Below are 17,987 nucleotides of genomic sequence, written 5' to 3'. Positions count from 1 at the left end.
CTCAGAGGTCCGGGATCCCGAGGTCTAGGTTGGGCCGGTCGATGCCGCCGTCCACCTCCAGCACCTTGCCCGTCACGTAGCGGCTCGCCGGGGACACCAGGTAGAGCACCGCGGCCGCCACGTCCTCCGGCTCCCCGATCCGATGCAGCGGCGTGGCCTGCTCCATCTGAGTACGCATGCCCTCGTCGTTCATGACGATGTCGAGGGCGGAGGTGGCGCACGCGCCGACGGCGACCGCGTTCACCCGCACCTTGGGGGCCAGGTCGAGCGCGGCCAGCCGCGTGTAGTGCGCGAGCGCCGCCTTGGCGGTGCCGTACGCCAGGTAGCCCCGGCCCGGCACGCGGCCCACGGCGGAGGAGACGTTCACGACCGCGCCACCCGTTTCGAGCAGGTACGGCACCGCCGCCAGGGTCAGCTCGTGCGCCACACCGACGTTGAACTGGAACGCGTTCTCAAGATGCCGCCGGGTGGTGTCTAGGAAGGGCCGGGGAAGGGCACCACCCACGTTGTTGACGACCACGTCGAGCCGGCCGAACGCGTCCGCGGCCCGCTCCGCCAGCGTCTCGGCCGCGCCCGGCCGGCGCAGGTCGGCCGGGACGATCAACGCCCGCCGGCCTGCCTTCTCCACCTGGACCGCGACCTCGCGTAGCTGCTCTTCCGTACGGGCGCAGATCGCCACGTCCGCGCCCGCCTGGGCCAGGGCGATCGCGGTCGCGGCGCCGATGCCCCTGCCCGCGCCGGTGACGACGGCGGCGGCGCCGGCGATCTGGAAACGGTCCAGGATCATGCCCGCAGCCTACGAACGAACTGCAACAGGTTTCAATACCGCGCCCAGTATCCAAGGATGACGGCCTGCGCGCCGGCGCCGAGCATTGATCATCGCGACCCCGGCTGGGGCTCAGGGTTCGCTGGTGCGGATCCTGGTCCCGTAGTGGGCGCGGAGGCGCTCGTTGTGGGCGTCGCCGCCGTCGATGTTCGCCGACACGTAGATCGGCGGCTCGATGCCGCGGTCGAGCAGGTCGGCGCAGACGGCGGCGTTGATGAGCTGCGCGACCAGCACGCCGGTCATGGTCGAGGTCGGTACGATCGTGGCTCCCGTCGCCAGTTCGTAGGCCGCGTCGCCGGGTACGCCGCAATTGTCGATCACGACGTCGGCCGCCTCGAACAACCGCCGCCCGGACGGGTGCCTGGAGGCCGCCGACGTGCTGTGGGCCAGCGAGGTGACCGCGACGACCGGGTTGCCGTTGGCGCGGGCCAGTTCGGCCATCTCGACGACGGCGCCGTTGATGCCGGAGTTCGAGGCGATCAGGAACACGTCGTCCGCGCGCACGTCGTGCAGCGCCCACACGCGGTGCGCGAGGGCCGGATCACGTTCGCAGGCCGGGTCGAGGATCTCCACCGGGTCGGCTCCGCCGTACATGACGAGGTCCTTGACGCTCAGCTGGTTGGTGGGGATGAGGCCGCCGGCGCGGCCGGCGATCTCCATGGCGAACGAGCGGGAGTGCCCGGTGCCGAAGACCTGCACGATCCCGTCGGCGGCGAGCGCGTCCGCGCACAGGCGCGCCGCCTGGCCGATCGCCGGTAGCTGGGTGGCGATGACCCGGTCCACGGCCTCCTGCAACACCTGCAGGGCGATCGGGCGGTCGAGGGTCACGAGTGCTCCTTCCCTATCAGTTCAGTGGCCTGGGCCAGGACGTGTTCCGCGCCGCCGGGGGCCACCTGTGAGCGGAGCACCTCGTACTCGGGGTGCCGGTAGGCCTCGCGTACCGGCAGGTATCCGAGGTAGCCGTTGGTGTAGCCGACCAGGACGGCGGGTCCCTCGACCGCGCGGTCGAGCCGCGCGGCCAGGTCCAGGTACGGCTCCGCACCCAGGGCCACGAGTGACAGCGGGCCGATCCTGGCGACCGACACGGCGCAGGTCGGGTCGGCGGGAGGCGGTTGTCCGGTGGCCAGGCGGGCGGCCTGGAGCGCGGTCCAGGCTGTGCGGATCACGGCCGGGTCGCCGCCCCGCTCCGCCTCGCGCAGCCGCTCCTCCAGGCGGTCGACCGCGGGTTCGCCCGGTGGCTTGGGCGGCAGCGGCACCTGTACGCGTCGCACCTGTACGGCCGCGTGGGCGGGAATGATCGACCTGGCGGGTTTGCGCAGGCAGCGCAGGATGGAGTCGGCCACCAGGGTGCCCAGGCGCTCGCACTCCTCGGGCGTCTGGGCACGGCGGTGCGGGCGGGTGCTGACGTCGCCGGCCGCGCCGGTGGCGACCACGACCCACGGACCGCCGAGCCGCTCGGCCAGTGCCCGCCGGACCGCGCCGGCCAAATCCGTGCTGACGAGCAGGTTGTCCGCGCCGAGCACGGTCGGATGGACCGGCAACACGACCAGCACGCCGCACGGCGCACCGCCGGACGTGCTGGACGCGTCGCCGGGCACGCCCTCGGACGCGGCGGCGGGCGGGGCGGGCGTGGTGAACGACAGCACGTCCACCGGCACCGTGCGCAGCGGGCGGACGCCGGAGCGCTGGCCGCCGACGCCGGACAGCCGCTGCCTGCGCACGCTCAGCTCGACGTCCCGCTCCCCCGCCACCGCCGCGCGAGCCGCGACGGCCGCCGCGGCGGGGACCTCCGCCAGCCACCGGGCCGGTGTCCTGGACGTGTCAGCGGAGCAGGACGTCTCAGGGCCCGAGTGGGTGTGCGTGGCCGACACCCACACGTCCCGGCCGGTCGCCACCTCCAGGACGGCCAGGCGGACCGCTTCGGCCAGGTCGGTGTGGACATAGGGCAGGTCGGCCACCACCCAGACGAGCCGCCCCACGGTGACCACGGACACCTCCAGCTCGTCGAGCACGCCCGTGGCGGTGCCGGTGCGGGCCGCGTACCCGCCCAGCGGGGTGCCGGGAGGCGTGGGGAGTGTGCTCCGGCCGTACCCGGATCTCATGCCACCGCCCGCAGGAAGCGCTGGGTGATCGCGCCCGGGTTGGTGATCGCGGTGCCGATGACGGCGGCGTAGGCGCCGGCGTCGAGTGCCGCGCGGAACAGCTCGGGCGTCGTGTAGCGGCCTTCGGCGATCACCGGGCAGCCGAGCGTCGCGGCCAGCTTGGCCACCAGTTCCACGTCGGGTTCGTCGGGGACGGGACCCGGGCCGGTGTAGCCGGACAGCGTGGTGGCCACCAGGTCGGCACCGGACTCGCGGGCGGCGATGCCCGCCTCGTAGCCGTCGACGTCGGCCATGACCTGCACGCCGTACTCGTCGTGGATCGCGGAGATCTGCTCCGCGAGCGTCAGGCCGTCCGGGCGGGGGCGCGTGGTGCCGTCGAGGGCGACCAGGGCGGCTCCCGCGCGGATCACCTCGGCGGCGGCGGCGAGCGTCGGGGTGATGTAGACGCCGTCGCGGTCACCTGTCTTGTTGATCCCGATGATCGGCAACTGGACGGCGCGGGCGATGGCCGCGACGTCGGCCGGGCCGTTGGCGCGGATCGCGACGGCTCCGGCCAGTTCGGCGGCCCTGGCCATCATCGCCATCGGGCCCGGGCCGTGCAGGGGACTGGTCGCGGTGGCCTGGCAGGAGACGACCAGCGATCGTGCGGGAAAGGGCAACATGGTCACAGACCTCGATAAATGTGCAGGCGGGAGCGGTAGGGGGCGGGGTCGGAGGTGGTGGCCAGGCGGCACGCGCCGTCCAGAGCGGTGCCCGCCGCCCGTACGGGCCTGGCCCTCGAACAGGTGGCGGCCAGCTCGGCCAGGAACGTCTCGACGAGCCGCCCGCCCGACTCGACGAGCCGCCCGGTTTGAGCGACCGGGACCGGCGCGTCACCGGACACCGTGCGTACCGCCGTGGCCGCGGTGTGGGCCAGCTCGCGCCCGGCGGCCGCCACGATGGCCCCGGCGGCCGAGTCCCCGAGGCCGGCGGCCGCGACGACGTCGGGTGCGAACCTGGCGGTGCCGTCGACCGTGGCGCCGGACGTGTAGAGGAGGGCCGGCATCTCCCTGGCCGGTCCGTACCGGCGGCGGGCCAGTTCTGACAACTCGGTGCGCGGGCCGCGGCCGTCGAGCGCGCGCAGCACCGCCGCGATCCCCGCCCGGCCGATGGCGAAGGCGCTGCCGTCGTCGCCGAACAGGTGGCCCCAGCCGTCGACCCGGCTGCTCGTGCCGGTGGCGGAGTCGACGGCCAGGCACCCGACTCCGGTGCCGATCGTCAGCACCACGCCGTGCCCCCCGGGCAGGGCGCCGGCGTGCGCGGTGACGTTGTCGGCGCACAGGACGACCTCTTCGGCGCGCAGCACGGACGCGATCTTCCCGGCGAGCAGCTCACGCTGCTCCGGCCTGGCGGGCAGGCCGGTGAGCCCGAGCACGGCCCGCGTGACCGGTCCGGGGCGGTCCACCGCGGCCCAGGCCTGGCGTACGGTCTCGCACATGGCGGACACCGGATCCGGGTTGGGATAGGTGAAACCGGGTGCCTCGTGGACGACGCCGCTGTCGGCGACCGTCAGCCGCAAGGTGGACTGGCCGCCGTCCACGCCCACGTACCGGCCGCTCATCTGAGCCCCGCGCTCATCGCCACGCCCTCGACGAACCGCCGCTGCAGGGACAGGAACAGCGCGACCGTGGGCGCCATGGCCAGGACCGCCGCCGCCATCATCATCGGCACCCCGGCGGCGCCCAGATTGTTGGCCTGCATCGCGGCCAGGCCGACGGGCAGCGTCCGGTGGTCGTCGTCGGCCGCCACCAGCAGCGGCCAGAGGTGGCTGTCCCAGTTCATCATGAAGATGAACAGCGCCAGGGCCGCCATGGGACCCCGTACCAGCGGGATGACGATGCGGGCCAGGCTGACGAAGACGCCGGCGCCGTCCAGCCTGGCGGCCTCCAGCAGCTCGTCGGGTACGGCGTCGATGCTCTGCCGCATGAGGAAGATGCCGAACGCGCTGGTGCCCGCCGGAACGATGAGCCCGGCGAAGCTGTTGACCCAGCCCAGGTCGTAGATCAGCGAGTACAGCGGCACGTAGATGACCTCGAGCGGCACCATCAGCGTGGCCAGCACGACCACGAAGGCGACGTTGCGCCCCGGGTAGCTGAACTTGGAGAAGCTGTAGCCGGCGAGCGTGCAGGTGAGGACGTTCAGGAGGGTCACGGTGACGCCGACGACCACGCTGTTGGCGTAGTAGCGGGCGAAGGGCGTCTCCAGGAACGGCCGGGCGAAGTTGTGCCAGTCCACCTGGCTGGGCCACCACCGCAGCGGCACCGACAGCACCTCGCCGGGCGGTTTCAGCGCCGAGACCACGGCGTAGGCCAGCACCGCCGCGAAGGCGACGCCGCCGGCCGCCACCACGAGGAGGAGCACCCAGGACCTGGCTCTCATCTGTCCTCCCTGCGGAAGGCGCGCAGTTGCAGCAGGGTCACGGCGACCAGGACGAGGAACATGAACACGGCCACCGCGCTGGCCCGTCCCATGCGGGCGTTCTCGAAGGCGGTCTTGTAGACGAACAGGTTGACCACTTCGGTGCCGAAGGCCCCGTCCGTCAGCACCACCTGCGGGCTGAACGCCTGCAACCCCCTGATGACGCCCATCACCGAGCAGATCGCGGTGATGGGCTTGAGCAGCGGGAAGGTGATCCGCCAGAAGCTCTGCCAGGCGTTCGCGCCGTCCACCCTGGCGGCCTCGTACACCTCGGGAGGAAGGCGGGACAACCCGGCGAGGAACAGGATGAGGAAGAACCCCGTCTCCTTCCAGATCCCCATGATCACCAGTGCCCATTTGGCGGCCGCCGAGCTGGTCAGCCAGCTCACGTCCAGTCCGAGCGTCTGGTTCAGCAGGCCGTCCTGGTGCAGCACCAGCCGCCAGACCACCGAGATGGCCACCCAGCTGGTCGCCACCGGCAGGAAGTACAGAAGCCTGACCCAGCCGGCGCCCATCATCCGCCGCGACAACGCCAGCGCCAGCACGAGCGCCAGGGCCAGCGCGGGCAGGTACGTCCCCACGGTGTAGATCAGCGAGTTGAGCAGCGCCTCGTGGAAGCGCGGGTCCTCGGCCAGGAACGTGAAGTTCGCCAGCCCGACGAACGTCGGCGGGGCGGTCAGGCTGTAGTCGAACAGGCTCAGGTAGAACACCCGCAGCCCGGGATAGATCGCGAAGGCCGCGAACAACGCCAGCGCGGGCCACGAGAGCATCGCACCGAGCAGGTTCCTGCCGTTCACCCGGGGCCTGGTCGGGGACGGCCGGCGGGTGGTCGGCGGTGCGGCGGTGACGGTCAACTGAGGCTCCGCCGCACCGCCTGGTCGGCCTCGCCCAGCACGGTGTCCACCGGTTTGCCGTCGAAGACGGCCTCGTCGACGGCCTTGCGCAGGATGTCCTGCACCTCGCTCCAGTGCGGTCCGACCTGGTCGTAGCGGCCCTGACCGTACGCGGCCGCGATCACGTCGATGAACGGGATCTTCTTGGCCGGCGCGCTGTCCTGCCAGCCGGTCACCGGCTGGACGAAGTTGACGTCGCTGAGCCACCGATCGTGCTGGCTCGCCAGGTAGGAGATGAAGCGCCAGGCTTCGGCCTGCTGCTTGCTCGCCTTGTTGACGGCCCAGAAGTAGCCGTAGATCCGGCTCACCGGCTTGGCCGGGTTCGCCTGCGGCAGCGGCACCACGGCCAGGTCCTGGTAGGTGTCGGGATTGGACTGGCGGATCTGCTCCATCGCCCAGGGGTAGACGACGGCCATGGACTGCGTGCCGCTGGCCAGGTCCTGGAACGGCACGGTCGCGTCCCGCGAGGACGTCTTCGGGTCGGCGATGCCCGAGGTCCTGGCCAGCTCCACCCACAGGTTGAGCGCCTGCTTGGTGCCGGGCGACAGGAGCGCGGGCGTCTTGCCGTCCGGCGACAGGATCGCCCCGCCGGTCTGGTTGGCCAGGGTCTGGAACCACTGGCTGTACCAGCCGGAGTGCAGGTAGAGGAAGTTGAACGCCTGCTTGTGCCCGGCCTTGTTGAGCGCCCGGCCGGCCTCGATGACCTCCTGCCACGTCTTCGGCGGCTTGGCCGGGTCGAGGCCGGCGTCCTTGAAGTGCTTGGTGTTGATCGCGAAGGCGGTGCCGTTGAACTCGCTCGGCACGCCGTACAGGGTGCCCTTGGCGTCCTTGGCCCCGTCGAGGGTGCCGGGCACGTAGCCGCTCTCCAACTCGGCGGCCGACGACTTGCCGAGGGCTTTCGGGTCGACCGGCGCGACCAGGTTCTTGGGGATGTACTCGCCGCGCAGGGCGTTGTCGTCCATGTTGATGATGTCCGGGCCGGCGCCGGTGCTGAGCGAGGTGAGCATCTTGGTGCCGAACTCGGTGTTGGGGATGGTCTGGTACTCGATCTTGACCTTGGGGTTCTTGGCCTCGTACTCGGCGATGAGTTTCTTGTTCAGGTCGATCATCGGGGGGTGGGTGTGGGTCCAGAAGGTCAGCGTGACCGTTCCGTCGCCGGAGCCGCCGCCGCTGCCACAGGCCGCGACCCCGCTGGCGGTGGAAATAAGGACGGCCGTAATTGCGAGTAGACGCCGATGCTTACGGTACCTGGGCATGGTTTCCTCCAGGTCGTGCGGAGTGGGGGTGTGCGGTGCTAGGTCGGCATGAGTTCGACGGTGATCGTGTAGTAGTCGCCCCGGCAGACCGACTCGCCGTACTCGACGACCCTGCCCCTGCGGTCCCTGACGACCGTGCGGATCCGGAAGCACGGCTCGCCGGCGGTGATGCCCAGCAGCTCGGCCGTGCGCTCGTCGGGGAGGGCCGGCTGGACCTCCGCGGTGCCCGCGCTGATGTCCACGCCGTACTTCTCGGCCATCACCGCGTACCAGGAGCCGTCCAGGTCGGCCTCGGTCAGGTCCTGGAACAGCCTGGCGGGCACGTAGTTCGTCTCGATCGCCACCGGCTCGCCGTCGCCCTGACGTAGGCGGGTGAAACGGATGACCGATTCTCCCTCGGGCACCCTCAGGCGCCTGGCCACCTCGGTGGTCGCGCGGATCCGCCGCATGGCCAGGGTCTTGCTGCTGGCTTCGATGCCGCGCCGGGTCATCTCCTCGGTGAAGGAGGAGATCGTGAGCTGGCGTCGCACCCTCGGGCGGCAGGTGTAGGTGCCGCGCCGGTGCCGCCGTTCGAGCAGGCTCTCCAGTACGAGCCGGTCGATCGCCTTGCGCAGAGTCATCCGGGCCACGCCCCAGCGCTCGGCGAGGTCGCGTTCCGATGGGATGCGTTCTCCCGGCGGGAGCGAGTGGATCAGGTCAAGGAGACGTGCGCGCGTCTCGCCCGTACGATCTGCCGACCTTCCGAGCGACACGGCCCTCACCTCCCTGTCCAGCACGCTAGGCCCGGGTTGGGGGCGGGACCAGACCACGGGGCGGATCCGTTTAGACCAGAACCTAACGAACGTTGTCCAAAGAGCTGGTCAAATCGGGTGTCCGGCCGGCAGAGACGGATCTGTGGTCTAAACGCGCTCGCTACCAGTGAGGTGTCAACGCCCTCGCTTGACGAAGCCCCTGCGCTCGTTGATGAGCTGGGGTCCGTTGGCGAAGTTCGCGCCGCTGTGGGTGTTGTCGCTGTTCACGGTGCCGTTGTTGTTGTCGAAGTTGCCGCTGTTCACCAGGCGGCCCTTACCCCGGAAGTTGCCGCTGTTCCAGGTGTTCCCGCTGTCCTTGGGAGCTCCGTGCATCGCGGCGGCGAAGGCAGGTTCGGTCGCAGTCGTCAGCATCAGCCCGAGCTGCGCCGCGACCACTCCGATCGTCCGCATCAAGCCCCTCATCACCGGTCACCAAGCCGGGGAGATGGACTGGGTTCCGTTGGCGGTGTTGCCGCCGTTGATGGTGTTGCTGCTGTCATTGGAACCGTTGGTGTTGGAGAAGTTGCCGCTGTTGATGGGATCTCCTTCACTCCAGTAGTTTCCGCTGTTGGTGGAGTTTCCGCTGTTCTCCGCGCCGTTGACGCACTTCGTGGGCGAATTGGGCGACGGCGAGTTGTAGCTGATCAGGCGATTGCCGCAGAAAATGCCGGGTAGCGCCTCGATCAGGGTGCCGAGGTCCGCGCCGACCAACCGGGTGAGCGCGGAGCCTTCGGGAGGCGGTTCGGCCGCGGACGCGCCGCTCGGGGCCATCAGCATGCCGCAGCCCACTACGACCATCATCACAACAATCCGTACGAGTGCCCTCAACGCGCCCCCAGCCATCCTCTCCATGGTTCACCGACGATAGCATCGAGTAATTGAGAATCACGGAAAGTAATGGGCTGCGGTAATTCCAGATTTATTCGAGCCGCCGTAGTAGGCGGGCGTTCAGTAACCCGATAAGCGGATATTTCCGGCAAACCTCTCTTTGTCGCCCCTTTGTTGCCCGTGAAACACGGTCCGGGCAGCCTGGCAAGGGAATCCCCACCCATCTTCCAGGAGAAGCGATGTCGATGAGCAAGCACTCGAACGGAAGGCACCGCGGATACGTGGAGGATGCCGAGGGTGGCTACGTCACCTCTGGGGGCGGTCTGGCGGTCCTGGACAATCCGCTGCTGAACAAGGACACGGCCTTCAGCCGGGAGGAGCGTACCGAACTCGGTCTGGACGGGCTGATCCCGCCGGTGGTCGAGACGCTCGAGGAGCAGGCGGGCCGCGCGTACACGCAGTACCTGGCGCAACCCACCGATCTGCTCAAGAACGTGTTCCTGACGGCGCTGCAGGACCGCAACGAGGTGCTGTTCTACCGGCTGCTGGCCGATCACCTGCGCGAGATGTTGCCGATCGTGTACGACCCCACGGTCGCCCAGGCGATCAAGACCTACAGCCACGAATACCGCCGCCCGCGCGGCGTGTACCTGTCCATCGACGACCTGGGCGGCATCGAGCAGGCCTTCCGCAACTTCGGCCTCGAGTCCGGCGACGTGGACCTGATCGTCGCCTCCGACGCCGAGCAGATCCTGGGCATCGGCGACTGGGGAGTGGGCGGCGGGGCCGGGATCGCCGTCGGCAAGCTGGCCGTCTACACCGCCGCCGCCGGCATCGACCCCGCCCGGGTCATCCCGGTCGCCCTCGACGTCGGCACCGACAACGAGGCGCTGCTCAACGATCCCTTCTACGTCGGCGAGCGGCACTCACGGGTACGCGGCCGGCGATACGACGACTTCATCGACGCGTACGTCACGGTGGCCACCCGCCTGTTCCCCGACGCGATGCTGCACTGGGAGGACTTCGGCCCGTCCAACGCCCGCCGCATCCTGGAGAAGTACACGGGCCAGATCGCCACCTTCAACGACGATATGCAGGGCACCGGCGCCATCGTCCTGGCCGCCATGCTCGGCGCCACCCGCGTCACCGGCACGCCGATGCGCGAACAACGGATCGTCATCTTCGGCTCCGGTACGGCCGGCATCGGCATCGCCGACCAGCTACGTGACGCGATGGTCCGCGACGGCCTGGACGAGGAGGCGGCCACCCGCCGGATCTGGCCGATCGACAAGCAGGGCCTGCTCACCGATGACATGTCCGACCTGCGCGACTTCCAGCGCCCCTACGCCCGGCCGGCCGCCGAGGTCGCCGACGTCGAGGGCGGCATCGGGCTCGCCCAGGTCGTCGAGCGGGTCAAGCCGACCATGCTGCTGGGCACCTCCACCATGCACGGCGCGTTCACCGAGCCGATCGTGCGAGCCATGGCCGCCGGCGTCGACCGGCCGATCATCTTCCCGATCTCCAACCCGACCGACCGGATCGAGGCCATGCCGGAGGACCTCATCCGCTGGACCGGCGGCCGGGCCCTGATCGCCACCGGCATCCCGATCAACCCCATCACCTACCACGGCGTCACCTACGCCATCGCCCAGGCCAACAACGCCCTGCTGTATCCCGGGCTCGGGCTGGGCGTGGTCGTGTCGCGGGCGCGGCGGGTCAGCAAGCGCATGCTGCAGGCCGCCGCCGACGCGGTCGGCGGCCTGGTGGACGTCTCGACCCCGGGCGCGTCGCTGCTGCCGCAGGTGGAGAACCTCCGGGAGGTCTCGGCCACCGTCGCCGTCGCGGTCGCGAAGCAGGCGGCCGAGGAGGGCCTGGCCCGCACCGACCTGCGCGATCCCGTCCAGCAGGTCCAGGACGCGATGTGGCAGCCGCGCTACCGTCCGGTCAGGGGGGAATGAGCATGCGTCTCCGGAGCAGAGCGCGCAGGGCCGCGCCGCGGATTCATAACGTGCCGATCGGGCTCAAGGCCGCCGGCACCCGTACCGAGAGTGATTCCCTGGGCGAGGTCCGGGTGCCGGCCGACCACTACTGGGGCGCGCAGACCCAGCGCTCGCTGATCCACTTCAGCATCGGTGACGACCGGATGCCCAAGGCCGTCTACCACGCCTACGGCTACATCAAGAAGAGCGCGGCGATCGTCAACGGCCGCGCGGGCCGCCTGCCCCAGTGGCAGGCCGATCTGATCAGCCGGGTCGCCGACGAGGTCATCCGCGGCGCCCTGGACAGCGAGTTCCCGCTGTACGTCTGGCAGACCGGCTCGGGCACCCAGTCGAACATGAACGTCAACGAGGTGATCTCCAACCGGGCGATCCAGTTGCTCGGCGGCCGGCTGGGCAGCAAGGACCCCATCCACCCGAACGACCAAGTGAACATGGGGCAGTCGTCCAACGACACCTTCATCACCGCCATGCACATCGCCGCGGTCCGGGCCATCCGGGAGCAGGTGCTGCCGGCGCTCGACCGGCTACGCGACAGCACCGCCGCCAAGAGCCGCCAATGGGAGCACGCCGTCAAGATCGGCCGTACCCACCTGGAAGACGCCACCCCGCTGACCGTCGGGCAGGAGTGGTCCGGCTACGTCGCCCAGCTCGACGACGCCACCGATCACCTCGAACACACCCTCACCGGGTTGTACCGGCTGGCGATCGGCGGCACGGCGGTCGGCACCGGGCTGAACGCGCCGCCCGGGTTCGCCGACGAGGTCACCACGCAGCTCGCCGAGCTCACCGGGTATCCCTTCGTCAGCGCGCCCAACAAGTTCGCCGCGCAGTCCTCGTGCGACGCGCTGGTGCGCGTCTCGACGGCGCTGCGCGTACTGGCGGTGTCGCTGTTCAAGTTCGCGAACGACCTGCGCTGGCTCGGCTCGGGGCCCCGTACCGGGCTGCACGAGCTGATCCTGCCGGCCAATGAGCCGGGTTCCTCGATCATGCCGGGCAAGGTCAACCCGACCCAGGCCGAGGCCATGCTGATGGTCGCCATCCAGGTGATCGGCGACGACAGCGCCGTCTCGATGGCCGGCGCCGAGGGCAACTTCGAGCTGAACGCCTTCCGGCCGGTGATCATCAACAACGTCCTGCACTCGGCGCGGATCCTGGCGGACATGATGGATCACTTCCGCGCCTACCTCGTCGAGGGCGCGCACCTCGACACGGCGAGGCTGAAGGAGAACGTCGATCGGTCCGTCATGATGGTGACCGCGCTCAGCCCGGTCATCGGCTACGACCAGGCGGCGCGGATCGCGCACCGGGCGCTGGAGGAGAACCTCACGCTCAAGGACGCGGCACTCAGATCCGGCGTCAGCCCGGCCCTCTACGACAGGGTGGTCGATCCGGAACGCCTGACCGAGCCCGGCGTCGCCCGCCGCTGAGACCGTTGATCAGGTTACGGCGTGCAGGGCCGCGACAGGCCAAGGAGTATCGACAACACGATGGTCACAGCGTTCTCCATGAGACGCGTTTCACCGTGGGTCGCGGCGCAGGGGATGGCCGGGCGGAACCTCCACCAGCACGATGTGATGACCGTCGGGATCGGCTATCCACATCTCGATCAGGCCCCAGGGCTCCAGCCGAGCCTCCCGCAGCACCGTGACGCCCTCCTGCCGCAGCCGCTCCTCCTCGCGCCGGAGATCGCGCACCTGCAGCCAGATCGACAACCGTTCCGCGGCCGCCGGGGCGTCGGACCGCCCGGAGACCTCCAGGAACCCCTGCCCCAGGAAGAACACCACGCCCGGCTGATCCTCCGGGCCGAACTCCCGGTATACGGCCAGGCCGAGCGTGTGGGCGTAGAAGTGGCGGCTGCGTCCGGGATCGCTGGGCCGCAGCAGCAGGCGACTGCTCAGCACGTCCATGCCGGCCCCGTACACGACTGGAGATCCACGAGCCCATCGTATGCCTCCTCGCGTCGGCGATTCGAGAACGCGACACCCGAGCCGGGACGGGTGTTATATGTCAGGATTGCCGCTCCAATTGGCTTTTGCATACTGCATACTGGATCCATGCATGCGAAGATCGTTAACCGTCGCGCAATCCTCCGCACCGCCGGCCTGCTCGCCGGCGGCCTGCTGTTAGACAGCGGGACAGCTCACGGCCTCGCCCGCGCCACCCCCGACGAGGCCTGGGCGACGCTCAGGGAAGGCAACCGGCGCTGGGCCGCCGACGCCGCGATCCATCCGCACCAGGACCTCGCCAGGCGGGCCGAGGTCGCCGCGAAGCAGGAGCCCTACGCGGTGGTCGTGTCGTGCATCGACTCCCGCGTGCCTCCGGAGATCGTCTTCGACGCCGGCCTCGGCGACCTGCTCAGCGTGCGGAGCGCCGCCCAGACGATCGATCCGCTCGTGTCGGCGGCCATCGAGTACGGCCCCGCCGAACTGGGCGCCCCCTTGATCGTGGTGCTCGGCCACCAGCGCTGCGGAGCGGTGACGGCCGCCGCGCACGCGCTGCACGAAGGCACCACGCTCCCCGGCAAGCTCCAGCACATCGTCGAGGAGCTGCGCCCGGCCTACAAACGCGCCCACGGCAACGTGGAAAAGATGATCAGGATCAACACCGCCGAGGTCGTGGCCGAACTGAAGGCCGACAAACTGCTCGCCCGGCGCATCGCCGGCAAACAGCTCAAGATCGTAGGCGGCTACTACTCCCTCGACACCGGCGAGGTCACCCGGCTCGTCTAGGCGGCCACCGGCGTCGCGGCGACCAGGCTTTCTGCGCAGTCGACGACGGTCGTCGTCGCGGGGCGCGGCGCGAAACCGAGCATCCGCCGCGCCTTCGCCGAGCTGAAGACTCGCTTCTGCCCGAGCAGCGGGGTGATGGACCGCAGCATGGGGGCGACGAGGGCGATCGTCCTGACCGCGACATCCGGCAGGTTCCGGGTCGGAACCTTGCTCGCCCGCTCACCGAGCCTGGCGCGCAGCGTCCGCGCGATGTCTCGCATCCACATGAAGTCGCCGGTCGCGATGAACCGCTCGCCCTCGGCCTCGGGGGCGGTCATGGCGCGGATGTGCAGGTCGGCGAGGTCGCGTACGTCGATGACGCAGAAGCCGACGCGGGGCGTGCCGGGCAGGCGGCCGTCCAGCAGGCTCTTGACGAGTCCGACCGAGCCGAGGTTCGCCGTGGTGAGCACCGGGCCAAACACGGCGCCGGGAAGGACGGTCGTCAACGTGGTCGATCCGGGGTGGCCGGCCATGAAGTCCCAGGCCGCCCGCTCCGCGAGGATCTTGGATTTGCGGTAGGCGTTGACGCCCCGGCCGGCCGGGTCGGTCCACACGCTCTCGTCGCCGACGGTGCCCGTACCGGCCGGCGGCGGGGTGCAGGCGGCGGTGGAGGAGGTCATCACCACCCGCTTGACACCGGCGTTCGCCGCGGCGCGCAGCACCCTCAGGGTGCCCTCCCGGGCGGGTACGACCAGCGCGTCCGGGTCCCCGCTCGCCTCGCCGCCGAGCGGGGAGGCGACGTGCAGCACGTAGTCGCAGCCGGCCATCGCGGCGTCCCAGCCCTCGTCCCGGGTGAGGTCGGCGGTCCAGAAGGTCAGCCGGTCGCCGGCGGCCACGGCGGTCGCGACGGCGGCCCGCACGGCCGGCCCCTTGGCGGTGTCGCGTACGGTGGCGCGCACCGTGTAGCCGCGCCGCAGCAACTCGACGATGCACCAGCCGGCGACGAACCCGGTTCCGCCGGTCACGAGGACTGTCTCGCTCATGTGAGCCTCCACCAAATTTTGTATACAGCCGTAGACTAAGGCACGAATCGAAAGAAGTCTACGACTGTATACTTGGAGTGCTGACGGTGACGGACGAGCCCACTGCCCCACGACGCCGCAATGCCGCCGCCACCCGCGCGGCGATCCTCGCCTCGGCGCGGCACGCCTTCGCCCGCGCGGGCTACGACGGGGCCGGGGTACGCGAGATCGCCAAGGGCGCCGGCGTGACCGCCATGCTGGTCAATCGCTACTTCGGTTCGAAGGAGCAACTGTTCGCCGAGGTCATCGCCAACATCATGACGACACCGGACATCTTCACCGAGGAGATACTCAACTCACCCCACCCCGGCGCGGACATGGCCGCCGTGCTCGTGGAGATCACCAAGGCCGGCGCCACCCCGCTCGACGGCTTCCTGATCATGTTGCACTCCTCGTCCAGCGAACGTGCCGCGGAGATCGGCCGCGAGCAGATCGAGGACCACTATCACCGGACCTTGACCGCCGCCCTGAGCGGAGACCACGCACCGCAACGCGCCGCGCTGGTGCTCGCCCTGGTCGCGGGCGTCCAGGCCATGCGGCAGATGATCGGCCTTACCGCGCTGACGGACGCCGACCCGGCCGCACTCGTTCAACTGCTGACCCCGGTGTTCCAGCACCTCATCGACGCCCGTACCGAATCCTGAGGCCTGGAGGACGCTCAGCGGCGGTCCTTGACCACGCGACCGTGCTGGATGACGAGGGCGACGCGGTCGCGGTCGGCGAAGAGCTTGGGGTCGTCCAGCGGGTTTCCGGCGAAACCGACGAGGTCGGCGTGCTTGCCCACCTCGATGGTGCCGGTCTCGTCCTCGATGCCGAGGATGCCGGCGTTCACCCGGGTGGCCGAGACCAGCGCGGTCATCGGGTCCTCCACCTGCGAGCGCAGCACGAGTTCGTGGCCGCGGCCGTCCTGGCGGGGCCCGATGAGGTCGGAACCCGAACCGACCCGCACCCCCGCCTCCCGCCCAGCGTGAATGGCGTCGATCTGGCCCTGCCAGACGCCCTCGGCCCGCACGGCGATCTCCGCCGGCAGCCCGGCGGCGGTGGCGTCGTCGAGCAGCGCGCGTACCACCGCCAGGGTGGGCACGTGCGCGACGTCGTGCTCGGCCATCAGCGCCGCCGTCTCGGCGTCGATCTGCGAGCCGTGCTCGACGCAGCGCACGCCCGCGGCGACGGCGTTGCGGATCCCGGCGTTGTTGTGCGCGTGCACGGTCACGTACGTGCCGCGCGCCGCCGCCTCCCGCACGGCCACCGCGATCTCCTCGACCGAGAACTGCGTGTCGGAGAGCTTGTCGTGCCACGACACGACGCCACCGGTGACGCACAGCTTGAGGAATCCGGCTCCGCGCCGGAACGCCTCCCTGGCGTTCTTGCGCATCTCGTCGGGCCCGTCGCACAGCAGCGACAACGACCGCAGCCCGAGGATCTCGTGCCGATCCCACACGGCCGACGGTTCCCACTCGGGTGCCAGGTACCCGTGGCCGCCGGTCTGGCACAGGAGCGGCCCGCAGTGCAGGATCCGCGGCCCCGGGATCTTCCCGCTCGCCACCACCCCCGCCAGCCCGGCGTCGATGCCACCCGTGTCGCGTACCGTCGTGAAGCCCGCGTCCAGCGTCCGCGCGCAGTTGGCGAACATGTCGGCGGCCAGCTCCGCCACCGGCACCCTCCCGGCCAGGCTGGCCTCGATCGAGCTGGACATGCCCAGGTGCACGTGAGCGTCGATGAGGCCGGGCGTCAACGTCATTCCCGAGCAGTCCAGCACGTCCGCCCCCGCCGGAGGCGCGCCGCCGACCCGGGTGATCAGCCCGTCCTCGACCTGTACGGCCGCCTCCACAGGGTCACGGCCGGATCCGTCGACGACGATCGCGCCGGCAAGCCACATGTTTCTCTCCTTCATCGTCCGAACCCCGTTCTACCCCATCACGGTGCCGGTGCTGTCGGCGTTGACCTGCCGGGCGAGGTAGTCGACCGGACCGCCGCCGAGAGCGCTGGAGTCAAGGACGGATATAGGACCGCAAAAATCACCAAATCTCCCCTGTCCGGAATAAAGGCCCTGGTGGTGGAAAGGGACACAGGAGAGATTTCCTCGTCCTGGAGGAGGGATCATGGCCGAAACCCGGCCGCGAACTCGCACCACCGCCGCACCCAATGGGAAAGAGGCCAAGCGGTTCACGCTGGATCTGCCCATGCTCAGCATCGAGGTCCGCCAACCCGAGATGCGGATGCCGCACATCGGAATGCCGCATATCGGAATGCCGCACGTCGAGATGCCGCACGTCAGCATGCAGGAGGTCGGCCACTACGTCGACGTGGCCCGGACGTTCCTCCCGTCGCCCGACCGCATGGCCTACTACGGGGCGCTCGGCGCGCTCGCGGCCTTCGGGGTGCTCGACTGGCCCGTCGCGGCAGCCATCGGTGCCGGTACGGTCATCGCGCAGCGGCGACAGCGTCAGGAGGCGCCGGCGTTCGGCAAGCCGCGCGAGACTCCGGCACCGGCTAAGGCGCCCGCGCCGACCAAGCGGGCCACGACCGCCGGCGCCACGAAGCGCAGGACCGCCACCACCACGGGGACCACCACCAGGCGCAGGACCACCACGACCGCCGGCACCACCACCGGGCGCAAGCCCGCCACCACGACCGGCACCACCACCAGGCGCAAGCCCACCACCGCCGCCGCCACCACCACCAGGCGCAGGACCGCCACCACGGCCGGCGCCACCACGACGCGCAAACCCGCCACCACGACCGATACCACCACCAAGCGCAAGCCCACCACCACGCGCAAGCCCGCCGCCACCACCACGCGCAAACCCTCCACCGCCAGCACCACCACCAGGCGCAGGACCACCACCACGCGCAAACCCGCCACCACGCGCAAGCCCGCCACCACGGCCAGCACCACCACCATGGGCAAGCCCGCCACCACGGCCGGCGCTACCACCATGGGCAAGCCCGCCACCACCAGGGACACGACCACCTCGACCGCAAGTTCCACCGGCATGCGGACGAACATTTCGCCGAGCGGTTGATCCGCGACGCCTTAGACG

General features: G+C 70.3%; 19 protein-coding genes. 5 read left to right on the top strand and 14 right to left on the bottom strand.

Annotation, left to right across the window (positions count from 1 at the left end; all coding sequences use genetic code 11):
- Window position 1 precedes the first annotated feature (1 nt).
- The 11 genes from ACFLIM_RS17915 to ACFLIM_RS17865 all read right to left on the bottom strand — a co-directional run bounded on the left by ACFLIM_RS17915 (window position 2) and on the right by ACFLIM_RS17865 (window position 9,126).
- Window positions 2–787 carry an SDR family oxidoreductase gene (locus tag ACFLIM_RS17915; RefSeq protein WP_393166709.1) on the bottom strand — a complete coding sequence of 262 codons (786 nt, stop codon included), beginning with the start codon at window positions 785–787 and terminating at the stop codon, window positions 2–4.
- Window positions 788–898: 111 nt separating this feature from the next.
- A complete protein-coding gene (locus tag ACFLIM_RS17910; RefSeq protein ID WP_393166707.1) occupies window positions 899–1,654 on the bottom strand; it encodes a sugar isomerase domain-containing protein in 756 nt (251 codons plus the stop codon).
- Window positions 1,651–2,928 carry a hypothetical protein gene (locus tag ACFLIM_RS17905; RefSeq protein WP_393166706.1) on the bottom strand — a complete coding sequence of 426 codons (1,278 nt, stop codon included), beginning with the start codon at window positions 2,926–2,928 and terminating at the stop codon, window positions 1,651–1,653. The genes ACFLIM_RS17910 and ACFLIM_RS17905 overlap by 4 nt, the downstream gene beginning before the upstream one ends.
- On the bottom strand, window positions 2,925–3,590 hold the full coding sequence (locus ACFLIM_RS17900; protein WP_393166704.1) for an N-acetylmannosamine-6-phosphate 2-epimerase: 666 nt from the start codon (window positions 3,588–3,590) through the stop codon (window positions 2,925–2,927). The genes ACFLIM_RS17905 and ACFLIM_RS17900 overlap by 4 nt, the downstream gene beginning before the upstream one ends.
- A gap of 2 nt (window positions 3,591–3,592) precedes the next feature.
- Window positions 3,593–4,528 (bottom strand): N-acetylglucosamine kinase, encoded by a 936-nt coding sequence (locus tag ACFLIM_RS17895; protein WP_393166702.1) that lies wholly within the window; start codon window positions 4,526–4,528, stop codon window positions 3,593–3,595.
- Window positions 4,525–5,346 carry a carbohydrate ABC transporter permease gene (locus tag ACFLIM_RS17890; RefSeq protein ID WP_393166700.1) on the bottom strand — a complete coding sequence of 274 codons (822 nt, stop codon included), beginning with the start codon at window positions 5,344–5,346 and terminating at the stop codon, window positions 4,525–4,527. Before ACFLIM_RS17890 ends, ACFLIM_RS17895 begins: the two co-directional genes overlap by 4 nt.
- Window positions 5,343–6,239: a carbohydrate ABC transporter permease gene (locus tag ACFLIM_RS17885; protein WP_393166698.1), complete on the bottom strand. Its 897-nt coding sequence runs from the start codon at window positions 6,237–6,239 to the stop codon at window positions 5,343–5,345. The genes ACFLIM_RS17890 and ACFLIM_RS17885 overlap by 4 nt, the downstream gene beginning before the upstream one ends.
- Window positions 6,236–7,534, bottom strand: coding sequence for an extracellular solute-binding protein (locus ACFLIM_RS17880; RefSeq protein ID WP_393166696.1), 1,299 nt, complete (start codon window positions 7,532–7,534; stop codon window positions 6,236–6,238). Before ACFLIM_RS17880 ends, ACFLIM_RS17885 begins: the two co-directional genes overlap by 4 nt.
- A gap of 38 nt (window positions 7,535–7,572) precedes the next feature.
- Window positions 7,573–8,286, bottom strand: a complete 714-nt coding sequence (locus tag ACFLIM_RS17875) for a GntR family transcriptional regulator (RefSeq protein WP_393166694.1) — start codon at window positions 8,284–8,286, stop codon at window positions 7,573–7,575.
- A 174-nt stretch (window positions 8,287–8,460) separates the two neighbouring features.
- Window positions 8,461–8,736: a hypothetical protein gene (locus tag ACFLIM_RS17870; protein ID WP_393166692.1), complete on the bottom strand. Its 276-nt coding sequence runs from the start codon at window positions 8,734–8,736 to the stop codon at window positions 8,461–8,463.
- An 18-nt stretch (window positions 8,737–8,754) separates the two neighbouring features.
- Window positions 8,755–9,126, bottom strand: a complete 372-nt coding sequence (locus ACFLIM_RS17865; protein WP_393166691.1) for a hypothetical protein — start codon at window positions 9,124–9,126, stop codon at window positions 8,755–8,757.
- 272 nt (window positions 9,127–9,398) lie between these two features.
- Between ACFLIM_RS17865 and ACFLIM_RS17860 the strand changes: the two genes are divergently transcribed.
- On the top strand, window positions 9,399–11,111 hold the full coding sequence (locus ACFLIM_RS17860) for an NAD-dependent malic enzyme (protein ID WP_393166689.1): 1,713 nt from the start codon (window positions 9,399–9,401) through the stop codon (window positions 11,109–11,111).
- A 2-nt stretch (window positions 11,112–11,113) separates the two neighbouring features.
- Window positions 11,114–12,580, top strand: a complete 1,467-nt coding sequence (fumC, locus tag ACFLIM_RS17855) for a class II fumarate hydratase (RefSeq protein ID WP_393166687.1) — start codon at window positions 11,114–11,116, stop codon at window positions 12,578–12,580.
- Window positions 12,581–12,670: 90 nt separating this feature from the next.
- On the opposite strand, the gene ACFLIM_RS17850 is transcribed toward fumC, so the two are convergent.
- On the bottom strand, window positions 12,671–13,060 hold the full coding sequence (locus tag ACFLIM_RS17850; protein ID WP_393166685.1) for a VOC family protein: 390 nt from the start codon (window positions 13,058–13,060) through the stop codon (window positions 12,671–12,673).
- A gap of 147 nt (window positions 13,061–13,207) precedes the next feature.
- Between ACFLIM_RS17850 and ACFLIM_RS17845 the strand changes: the two genes are divergently transcribed.
- On the top strand, window positions 13,208–13,882 hold the full coding sequence (locus ACFLIM_RS17845; RefSeq protein ID WP_393166683.1) for a carbonic anhydrase: 675 nt from the start codon (window positions 13,208–13,210) through the stop codon (window positions 13,880–13,882).
- Here ACFLIM_RS17845 and ACFLIM_RS17840 read toward each other — a convergent pair.
- Window positions 13,879–14,904 carry an SDR family oxidoreductase gene (locus tag ACFLIM_RS17840; protein ID WP_393166681.1) on the bottom strand — a complete coding sequence of 342 codons (1,026 nt, stop codon included), beginning with the start codon at window positions 14,902–14,904 and terminating at the stop codon, window positions 13,879–13,881. The two genes, ACFLIM_RS17845 and ACFLIM_RS17840, sit on opposite strands and share 4 nt — an antisense overlap.
- 86 nt (window positions 14,905–14,990) lie before the next feature.
- Here ACFLIM_RS17840 and ACFLIM_RS17835 point away from each other — a divergent pair, with 86 nt between their 5' ends.
- Window positions 14,991–15,587 carry a TetR/AcrR family transcriptional regulator gene (locus ACFLIM_RS17835; protein ID WP_393166679.1) on the top strand — a complete coding sequence of 199 codons (597 nt, stop codon included), beginning with the start codon at window positions 14,991–14,993 and terminating at the stop codon, window positions 15,585–15,587.
- Window positions 15,588–15,601: 14 nt separating this feature from the next.
- Here ACFLIM_RS17835 and ACFLIM_RS17830 read toward each other — a convergent pair whose 3' ends face one another.
- Window positions 15,602–16,822: a metal-dependent hydrolase family protein gene (locus tag ACFLIM_RS17830; RefSeq protein ID WP_393166677.1), complete on the bottom strand. Its 1,221-nt coding sequence runs from the start codon at window positions 16,820–16,822 to the stop codon at window positions 15,602–15,604.
- 223 nt (window positions 16,823–17,045) lie between these two features.
- On the opposite strand from ACFLIM_RS17830, the gene ACFLIM_RS17825 reads away from it, so the two are divergent.
- Window positions 17,046–17,969 carry a hypothetical protein gene (locus ACFLIM_RS17825; protein WP_393166675.1) on the top strand — a complete coding sequence of 308 codons (924 nt, stop codon included), beginning with the start codon at window positions 17,046–17,048 and terminating at the stop codon, window positions 17,967–17,969.
- Window positions 17,970–17,987 lie beyond the last annotated feature (18 nt).

It is taken from the genome of Nonomuraea marmarensis (assembly GCF_043197025.1).
Classification (GTDB): domain Bacteria; phylum Actinomycetota; class Actinomycetes; order Streptosporangiales; family Streptosporangiaceae; genus Nonomuraea; species Nonomuraea marmarensis.
The sequence above is the reverse complement of the archived record's forward strand: the minus strand, read 5'-3'. Positions and strand labels throughout refer to the sequence as shown.

What these genes read in the sequence shown, in the direction of transcription:
- ACFLIM_RS17915 (WP_393166709.1), bottom strand. Translation starts at nt 787, where the DNA reads ATGATCCTGGACCGTTTCCAGATCGCCGGCGCCGCCGCCGTCGTCACC.
- ACFLIM_RS17905 (WP_393166706.1), bottom strand. Translation starts at nt 2,928, where the DNA reads ATGAGATCCGGGTACGGCCGGAGCACACTCCCCACGCCTCCCGGCACC.
- ACFLIM_RS17900 (WP_393166704.1), bottom strand. Translation starts at nt 3,590, where the DNA reads ATGTTGCCCTTTCCCGCACGATCGCTGGTCGTCTCCTGCCAGGCCACC.
- ACFLIM_RS17895 (WP_393166702.1), bottom strand. Translation starts at nt 4,528, where the DNA reads ATGAGCGGCCGGTACGTGGGCGTGGACGGCGGCCAGTCCACCTTGCGG.
- ACFLIM_RS17890 (WP_393166700.1), bottom strand. Translation starts at nt 5,346, where the DNA reads ATGAGAGCCAGGTCCTGGGTGCTCCTCCTCGTGGTGGCGGCCGGCGGC.
- ACFLIM_RS17880 (WP_393166696.1), bottom strand. Translation starts at nt 7,534, where the DNA reads ATGCCCAGGTACCGTAAGCATCGGCGTCTACTCGCAATTACGGCCGTC.
- ACFLIM_RS17870 (WP_393166692.1), bottom strand. Translation starts at nt 8,736, where the DNA reads ATGCGGACGATCGGAGTGGTCGCGGCGCAGCTCGGGCTGATGCTGACG.
- ACFLIM_RS17865 (WP_393166691.1), bottom strand. Translation starts at nt 9,126, where the DNA reads ATGATGGTCGTAGTGGGCTGCGGCATGCTGATGGCCCCGAGCGGCGCG.
- ACFLIM_RS17860 (WP_393166689.1), top strand. Translation starts at nt 9,399, where the DNA reads ATGAGCAAGCACTCGAACGGAAGGCACCGCGGATACGTGGAGGATGCC.
- fumC (WP_393166687.1), top strand. Translation starts at nt 11,114, where the DNA reads ATGCGTCTCCGGAGCAGAGCGCGCAGGGCCGCGCCGCGGATTCATAAC.
- ACFLIM_RS17850 (WP_393166685.1), bottom strand. Translation starts at nt 13,060, where the DNA reads ATGGACGTGCTGAGCAGTCGCCTGCTGCTGCGGCCCAGCGATCCCGGA.
- ACFLIM_RS17845 (WP_393166683.1), top strand. Translation starts at nt 13,208, where the DNA reads ATGCATGCGAAGATCGTTAACCGTCGCGCAATCCTCCGCACCGCCGGC.
- ACFLIM_RS17840 (WP_393166681.1), bottom strand. Translation starts at nt 14,904, where the DNA reads ATGAGCGAGACAGTCCTCGTGACCGGCGGAACCGGGTTCGTCGCCGGC.
- ACFLIM_RS17830 (WP_393166677.1), bottom strand. Translation starts at nt 16,822, where the DNA reads ATGTGGCTTGCCGGCGCGATCGTCGTCGACGGATCCGGCCGTGACCCT.
- ACFLIM_RS17825 (WP_393166675.1), top strand. Translation starts at nt 17,046, where the DNA reads ATGGCCGAAACCCGGCCGCGAACTCGCACCACCGCCGCACCCAATGGG.